Source organism: Pseudoduganella sp. UC29_71 (assembly GCF_042693265.1).
Taxonomy (GTDB): Bacteria; Pseudomonadota; Gammaproteobacteria; order Burkholderiales; family Burkholderiaceae_D; genus Rugamonas.
This window is the reverse complement of the sequence record NZ_CP170549.1, coordinates 1862212-1887492: the sequence shown is the minus strand read 5'-3', so window position 1 is coordinate 1887492 and position 25281 is coordinate 1862212. Positions and strand designations below refer to the sequence as shown.

Below are 25281 nucleotides of genomic sequence, written 5' to 3'. Positions count from 1 at the left end.
TCCCCCGTCTTTAGAAATAGCGCGCGATCTGCACCCAGGCCCGGGTGCGCGAGGAGGTGCCGTCCGAATCGTCGCCGTTGGCGGCGCGCGCCGGATTGCTGCCGATCTTGGTGGCGACCTGCAGCGACGCGACGGTTTTCGCCATCGGCCGCCAGCTCACGCCCACGCCGGCGCCCTGCAGGGTGTACTTGTTGGCGGCGGCGGCCGCCAGCGCGCCCGGATACGGCGAACGCACCAGCGTGACGCGGCCCGCGTCATAGAACACCGACAGGTCCAGTTTGTAGGCCGGCACGTCCCAGTGGGTTTCCACGGTGACGACGTGGCCGGCGTCGCCGCTGGCTTCTCCGGCCGGGTAGGCGCGCACGCGGCCCGCGCCGCCCAGCGACATCTTCTCGCCCGACTCCAGGTTGCCCGATGCCAGCTGGCCGCCCACGCTGGCCAGCAGCGTCACGCCAGGCACCAGCGCCTGGATGCGGCTGACCTGGTAGTTGAAGCGGGTGAACTTGCCCGCCGTGCCGGGACCGGCCGCGTCGCCGGCGGCGAAGGCCGCGTTGCGCGACAGGTCCACGTCGCCGCGCGTCGCGTCCACGCTGGCGGACAACAGGCCGCCGCCGCCCACGTCGTCCTGCATGTTCAGGCTCAGGCCCACGGTGACGTTGCGTACCAGCTTGTCGCTGATCTGCACGTCCTTGGCCGAGTTGTCGTAGCGCTTGTCGTCGTAGCCGGCGCGCAGCTGCAGGTTACGGAAGCGCGAGCGCAGCAGCGGATGCGTCACCAGCACTTGCGTGATGTTGGCGTTGCCGCTGGAATCCAGCGATTCGAATTCCTTGCCCAGCTTGTAGTGCATGCGCGAATGCGCCAGGCCGGCGCGCGTGCCCGCGCCGCCGATTGGCATGACGTAGCCCAGGCGGCCGTAGTTGAAGTCCGAGCCGGTGGTGGAGGCCAGCGCGGACAACTGCCCGCCCTGCCCGCCGATGTCGTCCACATTCAGGCCGCCGGAAATGCGGGTGCGGCCGGTGTAGCGGTTGGACGAGTTGTCCAGGCTGACGTTCCCGTTGAACATGGGGCCTTCGGACAAGCCGATATCGACCGCCGTTTCGCCGAACTGCGCGCCGGGGCTGAGTTCCGCGCGCGCGTTCACGCCCGGCAGGTCTTCCACCAGCAGCACGGCGCGCTCCAGCTCCGCTTCCTTCAGCGGCTGGCCGGGGCGCAGCGCGCCGTCCAGGTAGCGGCGCACCAGCTCCTGGCTCACGCGCACGCTGGCGTCCGGCACCAGGCGCACGGCGGACAAGCGTCCTTCCAGCACCTGGATGGTGACGATGCCCTGCGCCAGCTCCTGCGCCGGCAGCGCTGCGGACGCGATCAGGTAGCCGTGCGCGCGGTAGTACTCGGACACGGCCAACGCAGCCTGGCCCAGCTCATTGAAGCTCACCTCGCGCCCAGCGTACGGCGCCAGTACCTTGGCCAGCTCCTGTTCCGTGAAGGCGGTGTTGCCCTTGAATGCGTAGCCCTTGACGAAGACTTTCTGGTCGCCAGGCAGCGCGGCGCCGGTCTGCGGCTTCACGTCCGGCACCACCTTGGTGCCGGAGCGCAGCGGCGGGATCAGCGCAGGCAGGCGGTTCGATTCCAGCACGCCGCCGGCGTCCGGAACGGTCTGCGCGAAGACGGCGGCGGGCGCCAGCAATATGGCCAGGGCTGCGGCGCGGGCTTTTACTTCCATGTGATTCATCTTGCTCATTACTCCAGATTCCTTACGCCGCCGTTGCGGGACACGATCTTCGAATTGCCGTTCACGAAAGTGACGTCGTTTGCCGGTGCGGGCGCGCCGGCGTTATTGCCGGCATTGCCACCAGTGCCACCAGTGCCACCAGTGCCACCATTGTTGCCGCCGCCGTTGCCGGGGTTGTTGGCCTTGTTCTCTTCGCGGGCTTCCGCCAGCAGGGCTTGCGGGCTGTTTCCGCCGGACGCGGCGCCGAAGCTGCCGCTGCCGAAGCCCTGCGCCGTGGCGGCAACCGGGTTCACGCTGTTGACGATGGCCGCGACCGGGTCGAACTGGCCCGGCTGCACGCCGGCCGACGTCACCGTCAGCACGCCGTCCAGGAAGAACACGCGGTAGTCGTTCGGTGCCGCGCCGCTGGCGGTAACAGCGTACTGGCCGGCCGCCGACTGCGTGGTGGCGCTGGTATTGAAGACCAAGTTGCCCAGCACGTCGCGCGTGTCGCCGCCCACCAGGCCGCTCACGCTGGCGGTGAAGGCCGGGTTGGCGGTGCCCTGCACGCGGGACTTGTCGTCCACCACCACGCTCAGCGTGGCTTGCGAAATCGTGCCGGTGCCGGTGGCCGTGCTGCTGGCCAGCGCGTAGTTGGACGCCTTGCCGCCGGCGCCGTCGCCCAGCGAATAGCCGCTGGCGGTGACGGTCTTGCCCGTGCCGGCGCTGCGGGTATCGAACACACCGGTGGACGGGCCGTTCAGGGTCAGGCTCTCGCCCGCCACCAGGCCGGCCAGTGTGCCCCGATTGCTCAAGGTGGCGGCCGTGTTGCCGTCATAGACCTTGGTGGCGGCCTGCATGCCGGTGACCGAAACGCTGCGCGCCGTAATCGCGCCGGCGCCGGTGGCCACCGTTGGCAGCAGGTAGTTCGACAGCAGCGTGCCCGAGCCGGCGCTGAAGCTTGCGGGCGACAGCGCGGTGCTCACGGTGGTGGCGCCCGCCACGTTGGCGTCGTTGTACTGGCCGGTGCTGCCCGCTTGCAGCGTGGCGCCCTGCCCCGCCACAAAGCCCGTCAGCGTGACCGCGCCGGGATTGAGCACGGCGCTGGTAGTGCCGTCGTAGGTCTTCACCGTGGTGCCGCCTATCGTGGCTTGCAGCGCGCGCTGCGTGATGGTGCCGGTGCCGCTGGCGCTGCCGCCGGCGAAGGTGTAGTTGGCCGCGTCTGCGCCGCTCAGCGCCAGGCCGGTGATATTCACTTTCTTGCCGGTGCCGGCGTTGGCGTCGCTGAAGCTGCCCTGGCCGCTCACTTGCAGCGCGTCGCCTGCAACGCGATCGTCGCTCAGCACCACGGTGGCGCTGGTGCTGCCGTCGTATACCTTGGTCACGTTGGCGGCGCTCGCGTTCAGGGCGCGCTGCGTGATGGTGCCGGTGGCGCTGGCGGCGTTCGATGCCAGCGCATAGTTGCCGGCATCCGCGCCGGACAGCGTCAGCCCGGTCACGCTGACTGCCTTGCCGCTGCCCGCGTTCTTGTCCGCGAAGCTGGCCGCGCCGCTGACGACGGACAGGGAGTCGCCGGCGATACGGTCGTCGCCCAGCGTCACCGTGGCCGTGGTACTGCCATCGTAGACCTTGGTGCTGACCGTGGCGCTCGCGTTCAGGGTGCGCTGGGTTATGGTGCCGCTGCCGCTGGCCGTGGTGGACGTCAGCGCGTAGTTGCCCGCGTCCGCGCCGCTGACGGCAATGCCGCTCACCGAAACCGACTTGGTGCCGGCGTTCTTGTCGGCGAACGATCCGCCGCTGCTGGTGAGCGCCAGCTGGTCGCCTGCAACGCGGTTGTCGGCCAGCGAGATGGACGCGGACGTATTGCCGTCATAGACCTTGCTGCTTGCCGACGCGGTCACGCTAAGCGCACGCTGCGTGATGTTCGCAGTGGTGGCGGTCGGCGCGGTGCCCAGCACGTAGTTGCCGGCATCGGCGCCCGACAGGGTGACGCCCGTCACGCTGACGGCCTTGCCGTTGCCGGTGTTCTTGTCGGCGAACGCGCCCTGGCCGGCCAGCGCCACGGTGTCGCCGGCCAGCGCATCCGATGCAAGGCTGAGGCCTGCTGTCAGCGTACCGTCATAGACCTTGTTCTGGCCGGTGGCGGTGGCGTTCAGCGTGCGCGCCGTGATGGTGCCGGTGGTCTGCACCGCGCCGGGCGCCATCGTATAGTTGCCCGCATCGGCGCCGCTCAGCGTGATGCCGCCGACCGTGATGGTCTTGCCGGCGCCAACGTTCTTGTCCGCATAGCTGCCGCTGCCCGCCAGCGCCAGGTCGTCGCCGGTGACACGGTTGTCAGCCAGCGTCACGGCGGCCGCCAGGTTGCCGTCGTAGACCTTGGTGCTGCCGGTGGCGGTGGCCGTCAGCGCGCGCTTGGCGATGCTGCCGGTGGTGGCCAGCGAGGTGGACGCCAGCGTGTAGTTGGCCGCGTCCGCGCCGGACAGCGCAATGCCGCTGACGTTGACGGTTTTGCCCGTGCCGGCGTTCTTGTCGGTGAAAGCGGCGGTGCCGGTGATGCTCAGCACGTCGCCGGCGACCGCGTCGCCACTGAGCGAGGCCTGGCCGGTCAGCAGGCCGTCATAGACCTTGCTCACGCTGCCGCCCGCCACGTTGAGCACGCGTGCGGTGATGTCCGCGCTGGCGGTGGCGCTGCTGGAAGCGAGCGTGTAGTTGGCCGCATCCGTGCCGGAGATGGCCAAGCCGTTCACGGTGACGGTCTTGGCGCTGCCCACGTTCTTGTCGGCGAAGGCGGCGCCGGCGTTCGACAGCGTCAGCACGTCGCCCGAGACGCGGTCGTCCGACAGCGTGACGGCAGCGGCCGTCGTGCCGTTGTACACCTTGTTGCCCGCCACGGCGCTGGCGTTCAGCACGCGCTGCGTAATGTTCGCGCTGGCGGTGGCGCTGGTGTTGGCCAGCGTGTAGTTGCCGAAGTCCGTACCGGAGAACGAGATGCCGCTCACGGTGACGGTCTTGCCGGTGCCGGCGCTCTTGTCCGCAAAGGCGGCGCCGGTGCTGGCCAGGGTCAGCGAGTCGCCCGCCACGCGGTTGTCGCTCAGCGTCGCGGTGGCGGCGGCGGAGCCGTCGTACACCTTGTTGCCGGCGCTGGCGCCCACGGTCAGCTGGCGCGGCGTGATGGCGGCGCTGCTGCTGGCGGTAGCCGAGGCCAGCGTGTAGTTGAGCGCGTCTGCGCCGCTCAGCGTCATGCCGGTGATGGACACGTTTTTCGCCGCGCCCACGTTCTTGTCCGCGAAGGCGGCGGTGCCGCCGATGGTCAGTACGTCGCCGGCCACGCGATTGTCGCCGTAGTTCACGCTGGCGAGCAGACTGCCGTCGTACACCTTGTCCAGCGCGGTGGCGGTGGCGGCCAGCGTCCGTGCGGTGATGTCGGCGGTGCCGGTGGCGCTGGTCGAGGCCAGCACATAGTTGTTCATATCCGCGCCGGACAGGGACAGGCCGCCGATGGTGACGGTCTTGCCGGTGCCGGCATTCTTGTCGGCGAAGCTGGCGGCGCCGCCGGTCAGGGTCAGCACGTCGCCTGCCACGCGGTCGTCGGTCAAGGTGGCGCTGCTGGTGGTCAGGCCGTCATAGACCTTGCCCCCGCCCGTGGTGCCGGCGTGCAGCGTGCGCGCCGTGATGCTGCCGTTGTTGCTGGTGGCCGAAGTGGAGGCCAGCGTGTAGTTGGCGGCGTCCGTGCCTGACAGCGCGATGCCGCTGACGGTCACGGTCTTGCCGGTGCCGGCGTTCTTGTCGGAATAGACGGCGCTGCCGCTGGTGGTGAGCACGTCGCCGGCCACGCGGTCGTCGCTCAGTGAGATGGTGGCGGCGGCAAGGCCATCGTATACCTTGGTCACGCTGCCGGTGCTGGCGGTCAGCGTGCGCTTGGCGATGTCGGCCGTCGTCGTGGCGGTGCCGGAGGCCAGCGTGTAGTTGGCCGCGTCCGTACCGGAGACGGTAATGCCGCTCACGGTGACAGTCTTGCCGGTGCCGGCATTCTTGTCGGCGAACGCGGCGCCGCTGCTGCCCAGGGTCAGCACGTCGCCTGCGATGCGGTCATCGCCCAGCGTGGCGCTGGCGGCGGTCTGGCCGTCATACACCTTGCCGCTGGCCGTGGCGCTGGCGTTCAGCACGCGCTGCGCGATATTGGCGGTGGTGCTGGCCGTGGTGTTCGACAGCGTGTAGTTGGCCGCGTCCGTGCCGGACAGCGCAATGCCGCTGACCGAGATGGCCTTGCCGCTGCCGGCGTTCTTGTCGGCGAACGCCGCGCCGGAGCTGGTCAGCGTCAGCACGTCGTTGGTCACGCGGTCGTCGCCGAGCGTGACCGTGGCGGCGGTCTGGCCGTCATACACCTTGTCGATGCCGGTGGCGCTGGCCGTCAGCGCGCGCGGGGTAATGGCGGCGGTGGTGCTGGCCGTGGTGCCGGCCAGCGCGTAGTTGTTCGCATCGGCGCCGGAGAGCGCGAGGCCGGTGACGGTAACGGCTTTGCCGCTGCCCACGTTCTTGTTGCCGAAGGCAGCGCTGCCGCTCAGGGCCAGCACGTCGCCGCTCACGCGGTCGTCGCCAAAGGTGACGGTGGCTGCGGTGGAGCCGTCGTACACCTTGTCGATGCCGGTGGCGCTGGCAGCCAGCGTGCGCTTGGTGATGTTGGCGGTGCCGGTGGCAGTGGTGGAAGCGAGGGTGTAGTTGGCCGCATCCGTGCCGCCCAGCGTCACGCCTTCCACGGTGACGGTCTTGCCGTTGGCCGCGTTCTTGTCGGCGAAACTGGCGCTGCCGCCGGTGAGCGTGAGCGTGTCGCCTGCGACGCGGTTGTCGGCCAGCGTGGCCGTGGCCGTGGTCAGGCCGTCGTACACCTTGTTCACGCCGACGGCGCTGGCGGTCAGCGTGCGCTGCGCGATGCTGGCGGTGGTGCTTGCGGTGGTGCTGGCCAGCGTGTAGTTGGCCGCGTCGGTGCCGGAAACGGCGATGCCGCTCACCGAAATCGCCTTGCCGCTGCCGGCGTTCTTGTCGCCAAAGGCGCCGGTGCCGCTGAGGGTAAGCGCGTCGCCCGCAACGCGGTCGTCGGCCAGCGTGACGGCGGCGGCGGCCAGGCCGTCGTACACCTTGTCCACGCCGGTGGCGCTGGCGGTCAGCGTGCGCTTGGTGATGTCGCCGGTGCCGGTGGCCGTGGTGCTGGCCAGCGTGTAGTTGGCCGCGTCCGTGCCGGACAGGGAGATGCCGTTCACGGTGAGGGTCTTGCCATTGCCGGCGTTCTTGTTGGCGTAGCTGGCGCCGGTGCTGCTCAGCGTCAGCACGTCGCCGCTGACGCGGTTGTCGCCCAGCGTGGCGGTGGCGGCGGCAGAACCGTCGTAGACCTTGCTCACGCCGCTGGCGGTGGCCGTCAGCGTGCGCTGCGTGATGGCGCCGGCGCCGGTGATGGTGGCCGAGTCCAGCACGTAGTTGGCGGCATCGCCGCCGGACAGGCCCAGGCCGGTGTAGGTCACGGTCTTGCCGCTGCCTGCATTCTTGTCGTCGTAGCTGCCGCTGCCGGTCAGCGTCAGGGTGTCGCCCGCGATGCGGTCGTCGCCCAGCACGCCGGCCATGCTGGCCACGCCGGTCTGGCCGTCGTACACCTTGCTGACATTGCCGGCCGTGGCGTGCAGCGTGCGCGCGGTGATATTGCCTGTGGTGGTGGCTGTGGCATTGCCCAGCGTGTAGTTGGCCGCGTCCGCGCCCGACAGCGTGATGCCGCTGACGTTGATGGTCTTGCCGGTGCCAACGCCCTTGGAGGTAAAGGCCGCCGTGCCGTTCAGGGTCAGCGCGTCGCCGCTGACGCGGTTGTCGCCGAAGGTCACGCTGGCGCCGGTGAGCGCGTCGTACACCTTGTTGTTGCCGGTGGCGGTGGCGGTCAGCGTGCGGGCGGTGATGGTGTAATTCTTGGGCGCGACCGCAATGGTGTAGCCGAGCGAACTGGCCAGCGTGCCCAGCTGCACCGCGTACGTGCCCACGTTCTTGCCGGATGCGCCGGATGCGCCGGACAGGCTGCCGGTCAGCGCGCCGTTGGCGTCGCCGTCGATCAGGCCGGACACCGACGCGTAGCCGATATTGCCCATGGCCAGGCCGTCGTACACCTTGGTGACGCCGCTGTTGGCAGTCACCGTCAGCACCGGCGCCACCGAGTACAGGAACCAGCTGCCGCTGGCGGCGTAGGCCGGCGCAGTGCCGCTGTAGGCCTGGTTATAGTGCTTGCTGTAGCCGCTCATGCCCTCGGCGGTGTTGGTCGGGTTGTCCGAGTACACCAGGTAACGGCCGCCGGCAACGGTGCTGATGGTGCTGGCGCCCGCGCTGCTGTAGAAGGTGCCGCCGCCGGCACCCGCTGCAGCCACCAGCACCGAGGTGCCGCTGGTGTCGGTGCCGACCAGGCGGCCGGTGCTGGCGACGCGCACGTCGCTGCCGGCAGTCTTGCCGCTGTTGATCAGGCTGATCTGGCGGCCGCGCACGGTGCCGTCCACCTGGATGTCGCCGCTGGCGTCGCGGCCGGCGTGGTAGCCGGTGCCGATGGCCAGCGCGGCGGTGCCGGCACCAGTGTCGATGGTGGCGCCGCTGGCCACGGTCAGCGCGGCGCTGCCGACGTCGCGGTCGGCCGCCACCACGGCGGCATCGTTGGCATTGGCCAGCAGGCTCAGGTTGCCGCCGCCGGTGCTGATGCCGGCATTGACCGTCAGGCTGCGGCCCGCTTCCAGCGTCAGCGTGCCGCGCCCCGCGCCGGTACTGGCCAGCACGGCGCTGTTGACCAGCAGATCATTGCTGGCCCGCAGCGTGACCGAAGTGCCGTTGGCGATCTGCTGCGCCAGGCTGGACGCGTCGATGCCCACATTCAGACCGGTGGCATCGGTGTAGTTGACGCCGGTGTATACGGGGTTGGCCAGCGAATAGGCGTAGACCGCGCCGGCGCCTTCGATACTGTCGTTGGCACTGTTGGCGTAAGGCGCGCCGACCACCAGGCGGTCGCCCGCGCCGTTCAGCGCCAGCGCGTAGCCGAAGCCGGAATAGTCGGGCGTGGTGTGGAAGGAGCCGTCGCCCAGGCGCAGGCCGCGTCGCAGCACCGCTTTCAGCACGGGCGAACCGCTGCTGGTGTCGATCAGGCGCACGCTGCCCGGCCCCAGGCCCGCGTCGGCAACGCCGCCGGTGGAAGGCGAGCCGATCGCCAGGCGCGTGCCGGCCGAGTTGAACGCGAGCGAGGAGCCGAACAGCTCGTTGCTCGACAGGTTCACGTTCAGGTTGGCGCCGCTGCTGGCGGCCGTGCTGCTGTAGGTGGCGGCCAGGCTGGCCGAGGAGCCCGTGGTGCCGAACACATAAACCGCGCCCTTCAGGTCGTCCACGCCGACCGCGCCCACAGCCAGCTTGTCGCCGGCCGCGTTGAGCGCCACCGCCGAGCCGAACTGCGCATTCTGCGCCAGGCTGAAGGCACTGGCATAGCCCGAGCCAATGGTGGTGCCCAGCACGGCATTGTTGAACAGGTAGACCGCGCCGCAGCTGGTGCAGCTGTTGCCGGAGCCGCCATCGTTGACGGCGCCGACCGCCAGGCGGGTGCCGTCGCCGTTGAGCGCGACGGCGGTGCCGAACTGCTGCGCGTAGGCGCCGCCGCTAAAGCCGCCGGCGCCGGCCGTCAGCGTGGTCTGCAGCGTGGCCTTGGTGGTGCTGGCGTTCAGGTCGAACAAGCGCACCGTGCCGGCGCCGTTGTTTTCGCCGACGGCGCCCACCGCCAGCTTGGTGCCGGCCGCGTTCAGCGCCACCGAGCTGCCGAACAGCGCGCCGTCGGCCAGGGTCAGGTTGGTATCGTTGGTGCCGGTGTAGCCCGAGCCTATGGTGCTTTTCAGTGCCGCGCCGCTGAAGTTGCCGTCGGTGAAACCGAACACGCGCACCGAGCCGCGCGCGGCGCCGGTGGCGGAGGCGCCGCCATCCATGGGCGCGCCCACGGCCAGCACCGTGCTGTCGGAACTGAGCGCCACGGCCGCGCCGAAGCTGCCGCCGCTGGCCAGGCCGGACACGGAGCCGTTCTTGCCGCCTGCGTAGCCGCTGCCCAGGATGGCCTCGGCGGTCCACGTGTAGGCATAGTTGAAGTCGCCGATGACGAGGTTTTTCGGGTCCAGCAGCAAGGCGCCGCCGGTGCCGGCCTGGATGCCGTCCAGCGCCAGGTAGCGCAGGTCGCCGTGCGACGACACTTCCACTGCGCCGCCGCTGCCGTTGCTGTCCTGCGCGCCGCCGCGCGCGTCCACGCGGCCGAGCATGGTGGTCTGCTGTTCCGACCACACCACGGCGGTGCCGCCCTGTCCCGCCGCGCCGCGCGCGCTGACGTCGATGGCGCTGCTGTCGTTGATGAAGGTGCGTCCGGCCGAGGCGATGGCCGGCGTGTGGCCCCAGCGCTTGGCGAAGCGCGCGTCGGTGCCCGCGCCTTGCGCGGCGCCGCCCTGGAAGGCGCCGCCCACGCGTACCAGGCCGCCCTGCTGCTCGCCGGAGGCATCGGCCCTGGCGCTGAGCAGGCTGACCGTGCTGCCCGACAGGTCGATGCGCCCGCCGTTGCCGGCGCCGCCGCGCGCGCTGTAGCTGCCGGACGTGATCAGGCCGCCGTCCGCCTGCACGGCGATGCTGCCGCCATGCTGCGTGCCGCCGGCGTTGGCCGTGGCGCCGCTGGTTTCCGTCAGGGTGCCCCCGGCGCGGTAGCTGATGCTGCCGCCGTTGCCGTCCGTGCCCTGCGCCGACACGGCGCCGCCCGAAGCCAGCTGGCCGGCCGCCGTCACGCTGACGCTGCCGCCCTGCTTGCCGTCCGCCGCGATGGCGCCGCCCAGCGACACGCCCTTGCCGCTGATGGCGATGCTGCCGCCCTGCGCGCCCTGGCTGGACACGTCCAGCGCGCCGGCCTGCACGTCGCCGTCGGCCACCAGGCGGATGCTGCCGCCCTTGGTGCTCAAGCCGCCGGCCTGCACCAGGCCCGTGTTGTTGACGCTGGCGCGTGCCAGCGCGTCGGCCGCGCTTGCGCTCAGCAGCACCTGGCCGCCGCCGGCCTGGATCACGCCATTGTTTTCGGCCAGCGCATTCAGGGCGCCGCGGCTGGTGCGCACGGCGATCAGGCCGTCGCCGCGCAAGTCCACGCCGATCTGCTGGCCGGCAGCCAGCGCCACGCTGCCTTGCGGCGCGTTGATGCTGCCGCTGTTGGCCACGCTCGGGCCGAGCAGCGCCACGTAGCCGCCGGCCCTGGCCGCGATGCTGCCCTCGTTGCGCACAGCGCCGCCGCCCTCGCCGGCGAAGGTATAGCTGCGCGCCAGGAAGTCGCGGTCCGCCAGGTCCAGCGACGACGCCACCAGGCCGCCCACGTTCACCTGCGCGCCGGGCGCGAACAGCACGCCGTTCGGGTTGACCAGGAATACCTGGCCGTTCGCATCCAGCTTGCCGTAGATCTGCGACGGGTTGGCCGACTGCACGCGGTTCAGCGCCACGGCGCTGGCCGACGGCTGCTGGAACTTCACCGACGCCTGCGCGCCGATGTCGAAGGTGCCCCAGTTCAGGATGGCCTGCGAAGTGGCCTGGTTAATCGTCATCTGGCTGCCGCTGGTGCCGATCTGCGCCTGGCCCGCCACCACCTGGCCGCCGGTCGGCAGCGCGGTGGGCAGCGGCGGCGCCGCACTGGCGGCCCCAGCCCCCGCGGCGCCGGCCGCCGCCAGCGCAGCCAGCAGCGTGGTCTTGCGGCGGCGCGCACCGCCCTTGCCATGGCCGCGCGCCCCTTCCGCCACCGCCACCCAACAGGCGTGCACGTGGCTCCAGACGAGGCGGTAGTAGCGGTTCATGGTGGCGTGTTTGTGCATGGAAGTTCCGTAGCGTATGGTTCAGGCAAAAATGTTGTGCGGCAGTGGTGCGGCGCGGCCCGGGCGGGCCGGCGCCGCAGCCGGGCGATCAGGCGGCCGGACGGTCAGGCGGTCAGCAGGTTGAAGTCGGCGCGGAAGTTGCTCAGGCCTTTCACGCGCGGCAGCGGCACCAGGTGCAGCTGGAACACGCCGGTGCGGCTGTTCTGCAGTTCGTACGTGCCTTCGGCCACGGCCAGCAGGGCCGCGCCCTCGAACACCAGCGAGAATTGCTGCATGGCCGGGTCGGCCTGCCTGGCGGGTTGCGCCACGCGCAGCAGCTTGAGCGGCACCGCGCGCAATTCCGGGTGATTCAGCCAGAACTGCTGCCCTACCAGTGCTTTGGCTGCGGCCAGGCTCCAGGCATAGCCGGCGTCGCCCGGCGCTGCTGCCGTGGCGGCGCTGGCGGACACCGCGTCGCCGGCCACGGCTGGCGCGGCGCCGGCCATGCCCATGCCGCCGATGACGGCGGAGCCCGCGTACAGTTTCAACAAATCGCGTCGTTTCATGTTCCCTCCGGGGTATTGTTTTGTGCCGCGGCGGCGCGCCATTCCATCAGGTCGTGCATGCCGTTCTCGCTAATTTTCTGAAAGCCCAGCCGCTGGTACAACGACAGCGCCGGATTGCCGTGCTCGACGTGGATGCTCACCACGCAGGCGCCACCGGCTTCCGCCGCCTCGCGCTGCAGCGTTTGCAGCAGCTGCGTGCCGTAGCCGCGCTGGCGGAACTCGGGCAGTATCGTGATCTCCACGACGTGGATAGCACCGGGGCGGCGCCACACATACAGGCGCCCCACTGGCACGCACAGCGCGCCGGCGCCGGCCTCCGCCACGCAAAATTGCGCATCCGCATAATGCCGGCTGTAATGCTTGTGCTGAGCGTCGAACTGCATCTGCACGAAGGCCGACTTGGCAGCAGCGTCCCACGGCACGGCGGCCATTTCGGCCGCGCGCGTGCTCGCGTAGATGCGCTGCAGCAGCGGCATGTCCGCCTCGCAGATCGCGCGCAGATGCAATGCGGCTTCCATGTTCATCCGCGCGGCGGGAACACGCCTTGCAGCGCGATGCAGAAATTGAAGCCCAGCGCCGGCTGCCGGTTGTTGTGCGGCAGGCCGCTGCCGGAGGTGGCCAAGCCGCCGGCGTAGGCGTCGACCGTGGCGCCGGTGGCGGCGTAGACCTGCGTGCCGCGCGTGGCGCCCATCACCACCGACTGGCCAGGGCTGGCGTAGGCGGCATCCGTGGCGCCGCCGCCCTGGTTATGGCTGTGCGCCGGGATTTCAGTCTGCAGCAGCGTGACGGTTTCAGAACCCACGTTCTCGCCCAAAAAACGCTCGGACAGGCCGTTGCCCTGGCCAGTGCCGATGGCGTGGCAGTCCTGCAGGTTCGGCAGCGCGAAGGTCGACTTGCCATCACCGCCGTAGTAGGTGCCAACCAGCGAGAACAAGGCCGTATTCTGCGAGATCGGCAGCAATTGGCCGTCGCAGAACGCCCAACCCTTGGGCGCGAAATTAAAAGGAAAGACGCGGATTTCCGCGACAAACGGGTCAGACATGGCAGTCCTCAGGTAGGGCTCGGGAAAATCCCGAACAGGGAAATGATGTAGTTGATGACCAGCGAGGGCGCCATATTGTCGTGCGGCTGGCTGCCGCCGGTGACGCTGGTGACCGTGTTCGCATCCGAGCGCATCGGGGTCAGGCCGCCGCCAGCCAGGCCGTAGACCGGCACGCCGCCGGTATTGGCCAGCACACCGGTCTTGGCCGTGTATGCGGGGCTGGCGCGGTTGCTGGTGGCCACCGGGGGATGGCGGTGCGCAGGCATCTGGCTCGTGCTCAGGGTAACCTGTTCCACGCCGAACTTTTCGCCGATGACGTAGTTCGTGCCGCTACCCGTCCCCTGCCCCTGGTGCACTGGGACGCGGCCCTGCAGGTCAGGCAGACAGAAGGTTTGCTCGCCGTCGCCGCCATAAGTGGTGCCGATCAGCTGAAACAGCGTTTCGTTTTCCGAAATCGGCAGCGTCTGGCCGGCGCAGATCATCCAGCCCGCCGGGGCGAAACTGCCTGCAAACAGGCGGATTTCGCCTACATAAGGTTGCCCCATGACGTCGCTCCTCGTTGATTTAGTTCTGGGATGGGAAGATGCCTTGCAGCGCTATGCAGTAGCTGAGCGTCAAGGATGGTTGGCGGTTCTCGTGCGGCTGGCTGCCGCCGACGCTCGCGCCTGCGGCGGAGTTCAGCGCGGTCAGCGTATCCGGCGCGCCGAACACGTCGTGGCCCAGGCGGCCTTTGCGCCCCACCATGGCGTTGGCCGGCGTGCTGCTGTTGGCAAGCACATCACTGACCTTGGCGACGTGGGTATGCGGCGGCAGCTGCGACTCGCTCAGCGTGACGAATTCCGCCCCCAGCTGAGTGCCGAGCGAGAACGAAGCGCCTTTATGCACCGCCGCGCGGCCGCGCATGTCCGGCAAGGCGAACGTAGTCTGGCCGTTGCCGCCGTAGGTGGTGCCCAGCAGGGAAAACAGCGCCTGGTTCTGGTTAATCGGCAGCATTTGGCCGTTGCACAGCGCCCAGCCCTTCGGCGCGAATTGGAACGACATCAGCCGGATTTCGGCCAGGAACGGATCAGCCATGGATTACTCCTGCAAGATTCAATTGAAGATGGCTTCGTATTGGATGGCGCCGGCGTTGGCGCCCACGGGGACCAGGAAAATGTCGAATTCTCCCGCCGCTTCGTTGTTCAGTCGCAACATACCCTGCCCCAGATTGGGCTGGGCGGGGCCATCGAAGATCAGGGAAAAGGCTTCCGGGCGGGCGTAACCTGGCATGCCGGCGGGTTTGACCGCGGCCAGACGCAGTGCCACGCCGCCGCTATCGGCCACGACAAAGAGCGCTCCTTCATAGGAGCGAAAGAATTCCAAGGAAAGATCTTGCACGATAGACAACTAGATTGCAATTTGGTAAATAGATATTATACCCGCTGCAACCGATAGTGTCACTCGACAACTTGCTGGCCATTCACACGAGCGGCCGTATCACATACACGCAACGGCGTGCGCCGGACAGCAAATGCTCGGCGCGCTCCACCTGGCAGCCATCGCCCAGCACGCGTTGGAACACTTGCAGCTCCGAGCGGCAAAAACCCTGGCAACTGGTGGCGGCGGCGCAGATGGGGCAGTGGTTTTCAATCAGCAAGTGGCTGCCGTCGGGCTGCGCCTCGGCCTCCGCCATATAGCCTTCGGCGTCGCGCGCCTGGGCCAGCGCACGCACGCGGCCGGCCAGGGCATCGGCACGCACCGCCGCTTCGGCGCCGGGCAAGGCCTCGGCCGGCGGCGCGGCGGCGTCCAGCACCGCCCGGTAGGCAGCCTCGCTCTCCTGCTCGCGCGCGGCGATCAGCTTGTCCAGGCCCGCCTCGCCGAACAGCGCGCGCACCTGCTGGATCATCTGCAGCGTAAGGTCGGCGTGGCGGTCCGGGAAGCGCGCGTGGCCGGCCTCGGTCAGGTGCCAGCGGCGCGACGGCCGGCCCACCTTGTCGGCGACGTCCTCGAAAGCCACCAGGCCCTTTTCCTGCGCCGACTCCAGCTGCCGGCGCGCGCCCATGGAGGTCAGGTCGAGCAGCTCGGCCAGCTTCTGCGCGGTTTGCGGGCCGCGCGTCTTGAGCAGGAAAAGTACATGGTCGGCAGTGTTCATTCGGGCGATTTGGTCAGATTCATCGGGGCGGCTATCGGGGCAGCTATCGGGGCAACCATCGGGCCGGCGGCGGGCAGCCGCAGGCGCCATGCCTGCAAATGCCAGGCAGCGGCGGCGCTCAGCGCCGCGCCCAGCAGCAGCACCAGGCGGGTGTCGATCAGCGTGAGCACCGCGCCGGCAAGCGCCATCAGTATATTCGCCAGGCAGAAAGTCGTCGACAGCAGTCCCATGACGGCACCCTGCCCGTGCGCGCCGAAGCGGTCGGCTGCCCAGTTCTGCACCACCGCATTGTAGAAGGAGTTCGGCAGGCCGAACAGCACGATGCCGACCAGGCCCACCCACAGGTTGCCCAGCCCGACCAGGCCCACGGCGCAAGCGATGCCGAACGCATGCAATGCGGCGCGCTTGAGCGGCGCGGTGGCGCTGGGGCGGCCCGAGAACAAGGAGGACAGCGTCATCAGGCCGCACAGGCCGACGTTGATGGCGGCAATGCCCTGCGCGTCGTAGCGCCCGATTTCCACCAGCCACAAGGGATAGAACTCGTAAAACGCCGTCACGCCGCAGGTGACGGCCAGCTGGATCTTGAACAGCGTGCGCAGCTCGGCGTGCTTGAGCAGGTTAAGCGAATGGCGGTCGCGCGCCACCTGCCACCACGAGGTGGTAAGCGTGGACGGGGTTTCGCGCGGCAGCACCGCCATCACCACCAGCGCCACGGCCAGCAGCGCGCCGGCCGCGATCCAGAACGGCACCGTCAAGCCGTAGCCGACCGTCAGGCCGCCCAGCAGCGGGCCGGCCAGCCAGCCGAAGTGGAAGGCGCCGTTCAGCCAGCCGATGGCGCGATTGCGCAACGGGCCTTCCAGCCGCTCGGCCAGCATGGCGCGCGCCACCGCGCCATTGCCTTCCAGGAGGCCGGTGGCGAAGCGGGCCGCCAGGAACAGTGGATACGATTCCAGCAGCATGGCGCCGGCCGTCAGCGCATGGCCTGCCGCCGCGCCAAGGCCGGTAGCCAGCAGCACCGGCCGGCGGCCGTAGCGGTCCGACAGCGCGCCCAGCACGGTGGAGCCGATCAGCAGGCCAAGCGGGTTGATCATCACCGCGACGCTGAACAGCAGCTTGGGCGGCAGGCCGAGGAACTGGTTCAGGCCGGATACGGCGCCGGACGCGAACAGCGGCGGCAAGATGGGGTACGGGAGCGAGGCCCCGATGGTGGACAGCAGGGCCAGCAGGCAGGCGGCGGCAATCAGCAGCGCATTTTTCATGGTGGATCTCGGGGTTGCTAAAGTTCCGCCAATATACCGGCACGGCCCAGATAAGTAAACTAAATCGTTTATTTATCTAGGGGATAGTAGGTTGGTCTCCCTCGCCCAGCATCATGTAGACCAGCAGCCTGGCCGGCTTGGTGGCGCTGGCGTTGCGCGAGACGGCGTGTGCGATCAGCGGCGTTTCGTACCAGGAGTCGCCCTGCTTGTAGGTGACGGGCTTGCCGTCGGCCAGTTGCGAGACCACCTCGCCTTCCAGCACGTAGGCGAACACGGAGCCGGGATGGCGGTGCGGATTGGACGCCTGGCCCGGCGCATAGGTCACCGTCAGCAGTACGCCGTGCTTGCCGGGCGCATCCGGCAGCGGCAGGCGCTGCAGGATGCTGCGCGCTTCCTGGCCCGTGGCGCCATCCTGCCCCGTGTGGCCTTCGTGGGCGCCCGCGCCCGGCGGCAGGGACAATGCGGCGGCGGCAAGCGCCGCCATGGCTGATATCTTGCGTAGCATGGCGGCGCTCCTTACAGGGTGGGCATTTTGCGGAAGCCGATGGCCAGGCGGTTCCAGCTGTTGATGGTGTTGATCGCCATCGTCACGGCCACCATTTCGGCCGGCGTGAAGTGCTCGGCCAGTTCGGCGTAGGCCGCGTCCGGCGCGCGCGTGTCGGCGATGCGGGTCAGCGCTTCGGTCCAGGCGATGGCGGCGCGCTCGCGGGGCGTGAAGAATGGCGTCTCTTCCCATACCACCAGGCCGCTGATGCGGCGCTCGGTCTCGCCGGCCTTGCGCATGTCGCTGGTGTGCATGTCCACGCAAAAGGCGCAGCCGTTGATTTGCGAGGCGCGCAGCTTGATCAGTTCGACCAGCGTCGGCTCCAGGCCCAGCTTGCCGACCGCCACTTCGAGGGCGATCATGGCTTTCAGTGCGTCCGGGTTGGCGGTGTAGAAATCGATACGTGCTTTCATGTTGCTGCTCCTTCAAATGGATGGGTTAGTGCAGCCATTGTAGGAGCCAATTCGGGGCCATCAGGAGTCCAATTCCGGGCAAATTTGGCACGCCAAGAGTCCAATCCCTTGCCAAGCCCGCCGAATCCGGGCAGCCTTGCAAACCATGGAACTCCATATCGTTATCGAAGGCCGCAAGGACCTTACCGGGCAGTTATACCGCCAGTTGTCGGACGCGATCCGCAGCGGCAGGCTGGCGGCGGGCCAGCAGCTGCCCCCTACCCGCCTGCTGGCCGAGCGGCTAGGCCTGTCGCGCAAGACAGTGGCCGAGGCCTACGGCCGGCTGACGCTGGACAAGCTGGTAGTTGGCCGAGTGGGCGCGGGCAGCTTCGTGCAGGCGCCCGCTGCGCCGCGCGCGCAGCGCGTGGAGCGCAGCGGGCTGGCCAGCGCGGACATCGTGCGCAAGTGGGACAGCATGGCCACGCCGCTGCGCCACCCGCTGCCCGAAGGCCGCTCGCGCTATGAATTCATCGGCGGCTGCGCCACGCCCGGCCATTTTCCGATGGATGAATGGCGCCGCTGCCTTCTGTACGCTTTGCGCCAGGACCCGGCGCTGCGCGGCCGCTACGGCGAGGCGGAGGGCCTGCCCGTGCTGCGCGAAGCCATCGCGCGCCACATCGCCTTCGCGCGCGGCGTGGTCTGCACGCCGGCCAGCCTGGTGGTGACCAACGGCGCCCAGCAGGCGCTGGATCTGCTGGGCCGCGTGCTGCTGGAGCCGGGCTGCGTGGTGGCCGTCGAAGACCCCGGCTACCCGGCCGCGCGCGGCCTGTTCGCCAGCCAGGGGGCGCAGGTGGTGGGCGTGCCGGTGGATGGCGAAGGCATGCTGGTGGACCGCATACCGGACACCGCACGCCTGATCTACGTCACGCCCGCGCACCAGTTCCCGCTCGGGATGCCGATGAGCGTGGCGCGCCGCCGCGCCCTGCTCGCCCGTGCGCGCGACATCGGCGCCATCATCATCGAGGACGATTACGACAGCGAGTTCCGCTACGAAGGCCGGCCCACGGACTCGCTGCAATGCATGGACAGCGAAGGCATCGTGGTCTTCGTGGGCACGTTCTCGAAGGTGATGCTGCCGGAACTGCGGCTGGGCTACATGGTGCTGCCCGAGCCGCTGGTCAACGCCACGCTGACGGTCAAGCACCTCACAGACTGGCACACCAACACCATGAACCAGCACGCGCTGGCCAAGTTCATCGGCGACGGCTACCTGCAGAAGCACATCCGCCGCTGCCACGATATCTACGCCACGCGCCGCGAGCGCCTGCAAACGCTGTTCGCCGCGCTGCTGGCGCCGTGGTTTGAAGTGGTGCCGTCCGAAGCGGGCTTCCACCTGGCAGCGCTGTGCCGCAAGGAAGTCGATATCGAACTGCTGCTGCGCCTCGCGCGGCGCACCGACGTCGGCCTGTACTCGCTGGCCAACTTCTACGCCGACCAGCCGCCGCAGCAAGGGCTGTTCCTCGGCTACGGCGCCATCGACACGCTGGACATCGAACCCGCCCTCACCCGCGTGCGGGACATCCTGGTTGAAATGGGATAGGTCAGCCGAACAAGGCCACGGTGGGGTTGGCGTAGCAGACGAAATTGCCGCCGCGCGCGAAAGCGACCAGGGTCAGGCCGCAGCTCTCGGCCAGCCGCACGGCGGCGGCGGTCGGCGCCGAAATCGCCACCAGCGCGGACATGCGCGCCATCGCCGCCTTCTGCACCATCTCCACGCTGGCGCGGCTGGTGATGAGCGCAAAGCCGGTCGCCGTATCGATGCGGCGGCGCGCCATCATCCCGATCAGTTTGTCGAGCGCGTTGTGGCGCCCCACGTCTTCGAACACGGCTTGCAGACCGCCGTCCGGGCCGCACCACGCGGCGGCGTGGGCCGCGCCGGTGAGGCGCGATAAAGGCTGCGCGCCGCCCAGCGCCGCCAGCGCCGCACTGATGCCGGCTGCGGTAAGCACGCGGTCGGGCGCCAGCGCCGGCAAGGTGCGGTAGACCTGGTCCAGGCTGTCCACGCCGCACAGGCCGCAGCCGGTGCGCCCGCTCAGGCTGCGGCGCCGCTCCTTGAGCTGCGCGAACGCGCGCGCGGACACGTCCAGCTTGACCGTCACGCCGCCGCAGGCCTGCTCGATGTCGATGCCGTAGCATTCGCCCGCGTCGTCCAGGATGCCTTCGGACAGCGAGAAGCCCAGCGCGAAGTCTTCCAGGTCGGCCGGCGTGGCCATCATCACCGCGTGTGAAATGCCGTTGTACTCCAGCGCCACCGGCACTTCCTCGGCCAGGTCGTCCATCCCATCCGCCCGCTCGCCGCGCGCAAGCCGCCGCACGCTGTGGCGGGAAGAAGTCGGCAGTGCGTCGTCCGGTAGAGTATTCATCGCGCCATCATGCCACAGTCGTCAGATTGTCAGTTTGTCTGATTATCAGTACGGCTCGAACGCGATGCCTGCCTTTTGCAGTTGCGAGACCAGCAGGCGCTTCCACGGACCTTCGGGCGACCAGACCCGCGCCACCGACTGGTAAGCCTGCTCGGGCGCTTCGTGCGCCTTGATCACGCGGTACAGGAACGTCATGGTCGATGCGCGCATGTTGACCTGGCAGTGCACCAGCACTTTCTGGCCCTGCAGGCGGCTCATCGCTTCGGCAAACTGCTCGAAGTCGGCGTCGGTCGGCTGGCCGAACTGGATGGGGATGTTGATGAACTCCAGCCCTTGGCGGCGCACAATCTCCCCCTCGTCGGCCACGGCGTCGGGGACGGTCGGGGGCGCGAGGTAGATGACGGCCTTGAAGCCCTGCGCCGCCAGCCCCGCCAGCGAGCCGGCCGTCGGCTGGCCGGAGGTGACGATGGCCGGCGAGATCACCACCACGTTCGGCGCCTGGATGCTTGGCGCCTCCGCACGCGCCGGCGCCGCGACCAGCGCCGCAATCGCGATCAACAGCCCGCCCAAAAGTGTATCGATACGCATGCGACCGCCCTGCCCCGGAAAAAACCACATCATGCCACAAATGCAACAGATACATCCGAGATACAATTTCACTTGCATTTGATTCTTGTCAAGGTGCTACACTATTCAGACATTCAGGACGATGATGGAGGCAGATATGCACCAGATGTCGCGGCGCCAGTTCCTGCGGGTTACTGGCGCCACCCTGGCAACGTCGAGCATTGCAGCGCTCGGTTTTGCCCCCACCGCGGCGCTCGCCGAAGTGCGGCAATACAAGCTATTGCGCACCACCGAAACCCGTAACACCTGTCCCTACTGCTCGGTAGGCTGCGGCATCCTGATGTACGGACTGGGCGACGGCGCGAAAAACGCGGCGTCGCGCATCATCCACATCGAGGGCGACGCCGACCACCCCGTCAACCGCGGCACCCTGTGCCCAAAAGGCGCCAGCCTGATCGACTTCATCCAGAGCCCGCACCGCCTCAAGGTGCCCGAATACCGCGCGCCGGGCTCGTCGGAATGGAAGCAGCTGTCGTGGGACGATGCGCTGGACCGCATCGCCAAGCTGATGAAGGCCGACCGCGACGCCAACTTCATCGAGAAAACCGCGGACGGCAAAACGGTGAACCGGTGGCTCTCGACCGGCATGCTGGCGGCATCCGCCTCCAGCAACGAGGTCGGCTACCTGACCCACAAAACCATGCGCAGTCTCGGCATGCTGGCATTCGATAACCAGGCGCGTGTATGACATGGTCCGACGGTGGCAGGTCTTGCCCCGACGTTTGGCCGTGGAGCGATGACGAATCACTGGGTCGATATCCGCAATGCTGATGTCATCCTTGTCATGGGCGGCAACGCAGCCGAGGCCCACCCTTGCGGCTTCAAATGGGTGACCGAGGCCAAGGCGCACCGCAAGGCGCAGCTGATCGTGGTCGATCCGCGCTTTACCCGCACCGCTTCGGTAGCCGACCATTACGTGGCCACCCGCACCGGCACGGACATCGTGTTCCTGGGCGCGGTGATCAACTACCTGCTCACGACGGACAAGATCCAGCGCGAGTACGTGGTGAACTACACCGACATGCCCTTCATCGTGCGCGAGGACTTCGCGCTGAACGACGGCCTGTATTCGGGCTACGACGAGGCCACCGGCAAGTACGCCGACAAGTCCAGCTGGGACTATGAGAAGGGCGAGGATGGCTTTGCCAAAGTCGATCCCACCTTGCAGCACCCGCGCTGCGTGTACCAGCTGATGAAGACCCACTACTCGCGCTACACGCCCGAGCTGGTGGAGCGCGTGTGCGGCGTCCCCAAGGACAAGTTCCAGAAGGTGGCGGACATGCTGGCATCCACCGCCGTTCCGGGCCGCGCCGGCACCATTCTCTACGCGCTGGGCTGGACGCAGCATTCCACCGGCGCGCAGACGCTGCGCCTGGGCGCCATGATGCAGCTCCTGCTGGGGAATATCGGCATTGCGGGCGGCGGCATGAACGCGCTGCGCGGCCACTCCAACATCCAGGGCCTGACGGACCTGGGGCTGATGACCAATCTGCTGCCCGGCTACATGACGCTGCCGAACGAGCCGGAACAGGACCTGGAAGGCTACATCGACGCGCGCGCGCTGAAGCCGCTGCGGCCGAACCAGCTGAGCTACTGGAGCAATTACCGCAAATTCCACGTGAGCCTGATGAAGGCCTGGTGGGGCGCCGCGGCCACGGCCGAGAACAACTGGGCCTACGACTACCTGCCCAAGCTGGACAAGCCCTACGACCTGCTGCAGGCGTTCGACCTGATGCATCAGGGGAAAATGAACGGCTACATCTGCCAGGGCTTCAACGTGCTGGCGTCCGCGCCGGACAAGCAGAAGGTGACGGAAGCGCTGTCCAAGCTCAAGTTCCTGGTGGTGATGGACCCGCTGGCGGTGGAGACGGCCGAGTTCTGGAAGCCGCACGGCGACTTCCACAAGGTGGACCCGGCGCAGATCCAGACCGAGGTGTTCCGCCTGCCCACCACCTGCTTTGCCGAGGAGCGCGGCTCGCTGGTGAGTTCGTCGCGCGTGCTGCAATGGCACTGGCAAGGCGCCGAGCCGCCGTGGCAGACGCGCAGCGACCTGGAAATCATGTCCGGCATCTTCCTGCGCATGCGCAAGATGTACCAAGCCGACGGCGGCAAATACCCCGATCCCATCGTCAACCTGACCTGGCCGTACGCCCAGCCGTTCAGCCCCACGCCCGAAGAACTGGCGATGGAGTACAACGGCAAGGCGCTGGGCGACGTGACCGATCCCAAGGACGCCACCAAGGTGCTGGCGAAGAAGGGCGAGCAGCTGGCCGGCTTCGCGCAGCTGCGCGACGACGGTTCCACGTCCTGCGGCTGCTGGATCTTCGCCGGCTGCTGGACCCAGGCCGGCAACCAGATGGGGCGGCGCGACAATAGCGACCCGACCGGCATCGGCCAGACGCTGAACTGGGCCTGGGCATGGCCGGCCAACCGCCGCGTGCTGTACAACCGCGCCTCGGCCGACACCAAGGGCAAGCCGTTCGATCCGACCCGCAAGCTGGTGGCCTGGAACGGCAGCGCCTGGGGCGGCGCGGACGTGCCGGACTTCAAGCTGGACGAGCCGCCGGAGAACGGCATGGGGCCGTTCATCATGCTGGCAGAGGGCGTGGCGCGCTTCTTTGCGCGGGCCGGCATGGGCGAAGGCCCCTTCCCCGAGCACTACGAGCCGCTCGAGAATCCGCTCGGCTACAACCCGCTGCATCCGAAGAACCCGCGCGCCACCAGCAATCCGGCGGCACGCATGTTCAAGGGCGACCGCGAAAAGCTGGGCAAGCACGAGGACTTCCCGCACGTGGCCACCAGCTACCGGCTCACCGAGCACTTCCACTTCTGGACCAAGCACGCTCGCCTGAACGCCATCATCCAGCCGGAGCAGTTCGTGGAAATCGGCGAGGACCTGGCCAGGGAAATCGGCGTGGCCAACGGCGCGCAGGTGAAGGTGTCGTCCAAGCGCGGCGCGATTTTCGCCAAGGCGGTGGTCACCAAGCGCATCAAGGCGCTCACCATCGAGGGCAAGAAGACCCATACCGTGGGGCTGCCGCTGCACTTCGGCTTCAAGGGCCTGACCCGGCCCGGCTATCTGATCAACACGCTCACGCCGTCGGTGGGGGACGCGAACACCCAGACGCCGGAGTACAAGTCCTTCCTGGTGAAGGTCGAGAAAGCTTAGGAGAACCGGCATGGCACTGCAATCATTGGATATCAAGCGCATGTCGGCCACCACGGTGCAGCAGCCCGTGGCGCGCGCTCCCGTCACCGGGACCGTGGCCAAGCTGATCGACGTCTCGAAGTGCATAGGCTGCAAGGCTTGCCAGACCGCCTGCATGGAGTGGAACGACCTGCGCGACGACGTGGGCGACACCAACGGCGAATACGACAACCCGCGCGACCTCACGCCGCAGTCCTGGACCGTGATGCGCTTTACCGAGCACGAGGAAAAGGACGGCAACCTGGAATGGCTGATCCGCAAGGACGGCTGCATGCACTGCGAAGACCCGGGCTGCCTGAAGGCCTGCCCGGCGCCGGGCGCTATCGTGCAGTACACCAACGGCATCGTGGACTTCCACCAGGAGAACTGCATCGGCTGCGGCTACTGCGTGGCGGGCTGCCCGTTCGACGTGCCGCGCATTTCCAAGATGGACAACCGCGCCTACAAGTGCACGCTGTGCTCGGACCGGGTGGCCGTAGGCCAGGAACCGGCCTGCGTGAAGACCTGCCCCACCGGCGCCATCGTGTTCGGCACCAAGGAGGACATGAAGCTGCACGCCGAGGAACGCATCGACGACCTGAAGTCGCGCGGCTTTGCGCAGGCGGGCCTGTACAACCCGGCCGGCGTGGGCGGCACGCACGTGATGTACGTGCTGCACCATGCGGACCGGCCCGGCCTGTACCACAACCTGCCGGCCGATCCGTCCATCAGCCCCATGGTGGGACTGTGGAAGGGGCTGACCAAGCCGCTCGCGCTGGCCGGCATCGCCGTCACCGCGCTGGCCGGATGGTTCCACTACAGCCGCGTGGGTCCGAACGAAGTGAGCCGGGAAGAGGAAGCGGAGGCGCTGCACGAGGCCAACCGCATCAAGGAGAGCCCCCATGAGACGCGATAAGGACGGCAATCCGCTGATCGAACGGTATAACGCGAATGAGCGCAGCAATCACTGGATCACGGCGATCTGCTTCGTGCTGCTGGCCGTGTCCGGGCTGGCGATGTTCCACCCGGCCACCGCGTGGATGGCGGTGTTCCTGGGCGGCGGGCAGTGGACGCGCATCCTGCACCCCTTCATCGGGGTGGTGATGGCGGTGTCCTTCGGCCTGCTGGTGGCGCGCTTCTGGCACCACAACCGCTTCGAGCCGGGCGACAGGGAGTGGCTGAAGGGCGCCACGGACGTGATGACGCTGCACGAGGAGAAAGTCCCTCCGGTGGGGCGCTACAACGCGGGGCAGAAGGTACTGTTCTTCGTGCTGATCGCCTGCATGGTGGCGCTGGTGTTGTCCGGCATCGTCATCTGGCGCGAGTACTTCTCGCTCTACTTCCCCATCGGCCTGGTGCGCTTCGCAGCGCTGCTACACGCGTTCTGCGCCTTCGTTATTATTGTCTCGATCGTGATCCATGTGTATGCGGGCTTCTGGGTCAAGGGTTCCGTCGGCGCCATGGTGCGCGGCACGGTGACCTATGGCTGGGCGCGCAAGCACCACCGGCGCTGGTTCGAGGAAATGGCGCGCCGGCAGCGGGACTAGA

At 68.4% G+C, this 25281-nt stretch carries 18 protein-coding genes; 4 read left to right on the top strand and 14 right to left on the bottom strand.

Translation table 11 applies throughout. From position 1 onward, the window contains the following. Positions 1-10 precede the first annotated feature (10 nt). The 12 genes from ACFJI2_RS08285 to ACFJI2_RS08230 all read right to left on the bottom strand — a co-directional run bounded on the left by ACFJI2_RS08285 (position 11) and on the right by ACFJI2_RS08230 (position 17517). The gene (locus ACFJI2_RS08285; RefSeq protein WP_377704569.1) at positions 11-1738 is read right to left on the bottom strand and encodes a ShlB/FhaC/HecB family hemolysin secretion/activation protein; all 1728 of its coding nucleotides are present in this window, start codon (positions 1736-1738) and stop codon (positions 11-13) included. Beyond that, entirely contained in the window at positions 1738-11583 is a 9846-nt protein-coding gene (locus ACFJI2_RS08280; RefSeq protein ID WP_377704568.1) for a YDG domain-containing protein, read from the bottom strand. The genes ACFJI2_RS08285 and ACFJI2_RS08280 overlap by 1 nt, the downstream gene beginning before the upstream one ends. Positions 11584-11687: 104 nt before the next feature. After that, positions 11688-12128 carry a DUF6916 family protein gene (locus tag ACFJI2_RS08275; protein ID WP_377704567.1) on the bottom strand — a complete coding sequence of 147 codons (441 nt, stop codon included), beginning with the start codon at positions 12126-12128 and terminating at the stop codon, positions 11688-11690. After that, positions 12125-12646: a GNAT family N-acetyltransferase gene (locus ACFJI2_RS08270; protein ID WP_377704566.1), complete on the bottom strand. Its 522-nt coding sequence runs from the start codon at positions 12644-12646 to the stop codon at positions 12125-12127. The genes ACFJI2_RS08275 and ACFJI2_RS08270 overlap by 4 nt, the downstream gene beginning before the upstream one ends. A 2-nt stretch (positions 12647-12648) precedes the next feature. Beyond that, positions 12649-13170: a phage tail protein gene (locus ACFJI2_RS08265; RefSeq protein ID WP_377704565.1), complete on the bottom strand. Its 522-nt coding sequence runs from the start codon at positions 13168-13170 to the stop codon at positions 12649-12651. A gap of 8 nt (positions 13171-13178) precedes the next feature. Beyond that, the gene (locus ACFJI2_RS08260) at positions 13179-13715 is read right to left on the bottom strand and encodes a phage tail protein (protein WP_377704564.1); all 537 of its coding nucleotides are present in this window, start codon (positions 13713-13715) and stop codon (positions 13179-13181) included. Between the two features lie 19 nt (positions 13716-13734). Continuing rightward, on the bottom strand, positions 13735-14244 hold the full coding sequence (locus ACFJI2_RS08255; RefSeq protein WP_377704563.1) for a phage tail protein: 510 nt from the start codon (positions 14242-14244) through the stop codon (positions 13735-13737). 18 nt (positions 14245-14262) lie between these two features. Beyond that, positions 14263-14532, bottom strand: a complete 270-nt coding sequence (locus ACFJI2_RS08250) for a DUF6916 family protein (protein ID WP_377704562.1) — start codon at positions 14530-14532, stop codon at positions 14263-14265. Positions 14533-14629: 97 nt separating this feature from the next. Further along, the gene (locus tag ACFJI2_RS08245) at positions 14630-15301 is read right to left on the bottom strand and encodes a helix-turn-helix transcriptional regulator (protein ID WP_377704561.1); all 672 of its coding nucleotides are present in this window, start codon (positions 15299-15301) and stop codon (positions 14630-14632) included. After that, positions 15298-16560: an MFS transporter gene (locus tag ACFJI2_RS08240; RefSeq protein ID WP_377704560.1), complete on the bottom strand. Its 1263-nt coding sequence runs from the start codon at positions 16558-16560 to the stop codon at positions 15298-15300. Before ACFJI2_RS08240 ends, ACFJI2_RS08245 begins: the two co-directional genes overlap by 4 nt. A 76-nt stretch (positions 16561-16636) precedes the next feature. After that, positions 16637-17065, bottom strand: coding sequence for a cupin domain-containing protein (locus ACFJI2_RS08235; protein ID WP_377704559.1), 429 nt, complete (start codon positions 17063-17065; stop codon positions 16637-16639). 11 nt (positions 17066-17076) lie between these two features. After that, positions 17077-17517 (bottom strand): carboxymuconolactone decarboxylase family protein, encoded by a 441-nt coding sequence (locus ACFJI2_RS08230; protein ID WP_107872033.1) that lies wholly within the window; start codon positions 17515-17517, stop codon positions 17077-17079. A 145-nt stretch (positions 17518-17662) separates the two neighbouring features. Between ACFJI2_RS08230 and ACFJI2_RS08225 the strand changes: the two genes are divergently transcribed. Continuing rightward, positions 17663-19096 (top strand): PLP-dependent aminotransferase family protein, encoded by a 1434-nt coding sequence (locus tag ACFJI2_RS08225; protein ID WP_377704558.1) that lies wholly within the window; start codon positions 17663-17665, stop codon positions 19094-19096. A 1-nt stretch (position 19097) separates the two neighbouring features. Here ACFJI2_RS08225 and fdhD read toward each other — a convergent pair whose 3' ends face one another. Both fdhD and ACFJI2_RS08215 read right to left on the bottom strand, forming a co-directional pair. After that, positions 19098-19919, bottom strand: a complete 822-nt coding sequence (gene fdhD / locus ACFJI2_RS08220) for a formate dehydrogenase accessory sulfurtransferase FdhD (RefSeq protein WP_377704557.1) — start codon at positions 19917-19919, stop codon at positions 19098-19100. 45 nt (positions 19920-19964) lie between these two features. After that, positions 19965-20507: a protein tyrosine phosphatase family protein gene (locus ACFJI2_RS08215; protein ID WP_377704556.1), complete on the bottom strand. Its 543-nt coding sequence runs from the start codon at positions 20505-20507 to the stop codon at positions 19965-19967. Between the two features lie 136 nt (positions 20508-20643). Here ACFJI2_RS08215 and fdnG point away from each other — a divergent pair, with 136 nt between their 5' ends. The 3 genes from fdnG to ACFJI2_RS08200 are packed head-to-tail and all read left to right on the top strand — an operon-like array spanning position 20644 to position 25280. Continuing rightward, positions 20644-23715, top strand: coding sequence for a formate dehydrogenase-N subunit alpha (gene fdnG / locus ACFJI2_RS08210; protein WP_377704555.1), 3072 nt, complete (start codon positions 20644-20646; stop codon positions 23713-23715). A 10-nt stretch (positions 23716-23725) separates the two neighbouring features. Beyond that, positions 23726-24649 carry a formate dehydrogenase subunit beta gene (gene fdxH / locus ACFJI2_RS08205; RefSeq protein WP_377704554.1) on the top strand — a complete coding sequence of 308 codons (924 nt, stop codon included), beginning with the start codon at positions 23726-23728 and terminating at the stop codon, positions 24647-24649. Further along, complete coding sequence (locus ACFJI2_RS08200; RefSeq protein ID WP_107872021.1) at positions 24636-25280, top strand: formate dehydrogenase subunit gamma; 645 nt, start codon at positions 24636-24638, stop codon at positions 25278-25280. The genes fdxH and ACFJI2_RS08200 overlap by 14 nt, the downstream gene beginning before the upstream one ends. The last annotated feature ends 1 nt before the right edge of the window (position 25281 follow it).

Bases quoted from the DNA above. Each gene is read 5' to 3' on its own strand.
- ACFJI2_RS08285 (WP_377704569.1), bottom strand. From the start codon at position 1,738: ATGAGCAAGATGAATCACATGGAAGTAAAAGCCCGCGCCGCAGCCCTG.
- ACFJI2_RS08280 (WP_377704568.1), bottom strand. From the start codon at position 11,583: ATGCACAAACACGCCACCATGAACCGCTACTACCGCCTCGTCTGGAGC.
- ACFJI2_RS08275 (WP_377704567.1), bottom strand. From the start codon at position 12,128: ATGAAACGACGCGATTTGTTGAAACTGTACGCGGGCTCCGCCGTCATC.
- ACFJI2_RS08270 (WP_377704566.1), bottom strand. From the start codon at position 12,646: ATGGAAGCCGCATTGCATCTGCGCGCGATCTGCGAGGCGGACATGCCG.
- ACFJI2_RS08265 (WP_377704565.1), bottom strand. From the start codon at position 13,170: ATGTCTGACCCGTTTGTCGCGGAAATCCGCGTCTTTCCTTTTAATTTC.
- ACFJI2_RS08260 (WP_377704564.1), bottom strand. From the start codon at position 13,715: ATGGGGCAACCTTATGTAGGCGAAATCCGCCTGTTTGCAGGCAGTTTC.
- ACFJI2_RS08255 (WP_377704563.1), bottom strand. From the start codon at position 14,244: ATGGCTGATCCGTTCCTGGCCGAAATCCGGCTGATGTCGTTCCAATTC.
- ACFJI2_RS08245 (WP_377704561.1), bottom strand. From the start codon at position 15,301: ATGAACACTGCCGACCATGTACTTTTCCTGCTCAAGACGCGCGGCCCG.
- ACFJI2_RS08240 (WP_377704560.1), bottom strand. From the start codon at position 16,560: ATGAAAAATGCGCTGCTGATTGCCGCCGCCTGCCTGCTGGCCCTGCTG.
- ACFJI2_RS08235 (WP_377704559.1), bottom strand. From the start codon at position 17,065: ATGCTACGCAAGATATCAGCCATGGCGGCGCTTGCCGCCGCCGCATTG.
- ACFJI2_RS08230 (WP_107872033.1), bottom strand. From the start codon at position 17,517: ATGAAAGCACGTATCGATTTCTACACCGCCAACCCGGACGCACTGAAA.
- ACFJI2_RS08225 (WP_377704558.1), top strand. From the start codon at position 17,663: ATGGAACTCCATATCGTTATCGAAGGCCGCAAGGACCTTACCGGGCAG.
- fdhD (WP_377704557.1), bottom strand. From the start codon at position 19,919: ATGAATACTCTACCGGACGACGCACTGCCGACTTCTTCCCGCCACAGC.
- ACFJI2_RS08215 (WP_377704556.1), bottom strand. From the start codon at position 20,507: ATGCGTATCGATACACTTTTGGGCGGGCTGTTGATCGCGATTGCGGCG.
- fdxH (WP_377704554.1), top strand. From the start codon at position 23,726: ATGGCACTGCAATCATTGGATATCAAGCGCATGTCGGCCACCACGGTG.
- ACFJI2_RS08200 (WP_107872021.1), top strand. From the start codon at position 24,636: ATGAGACGCGATAAGGACGGCAATCCGCTGATCGAACGGTATAACGCG.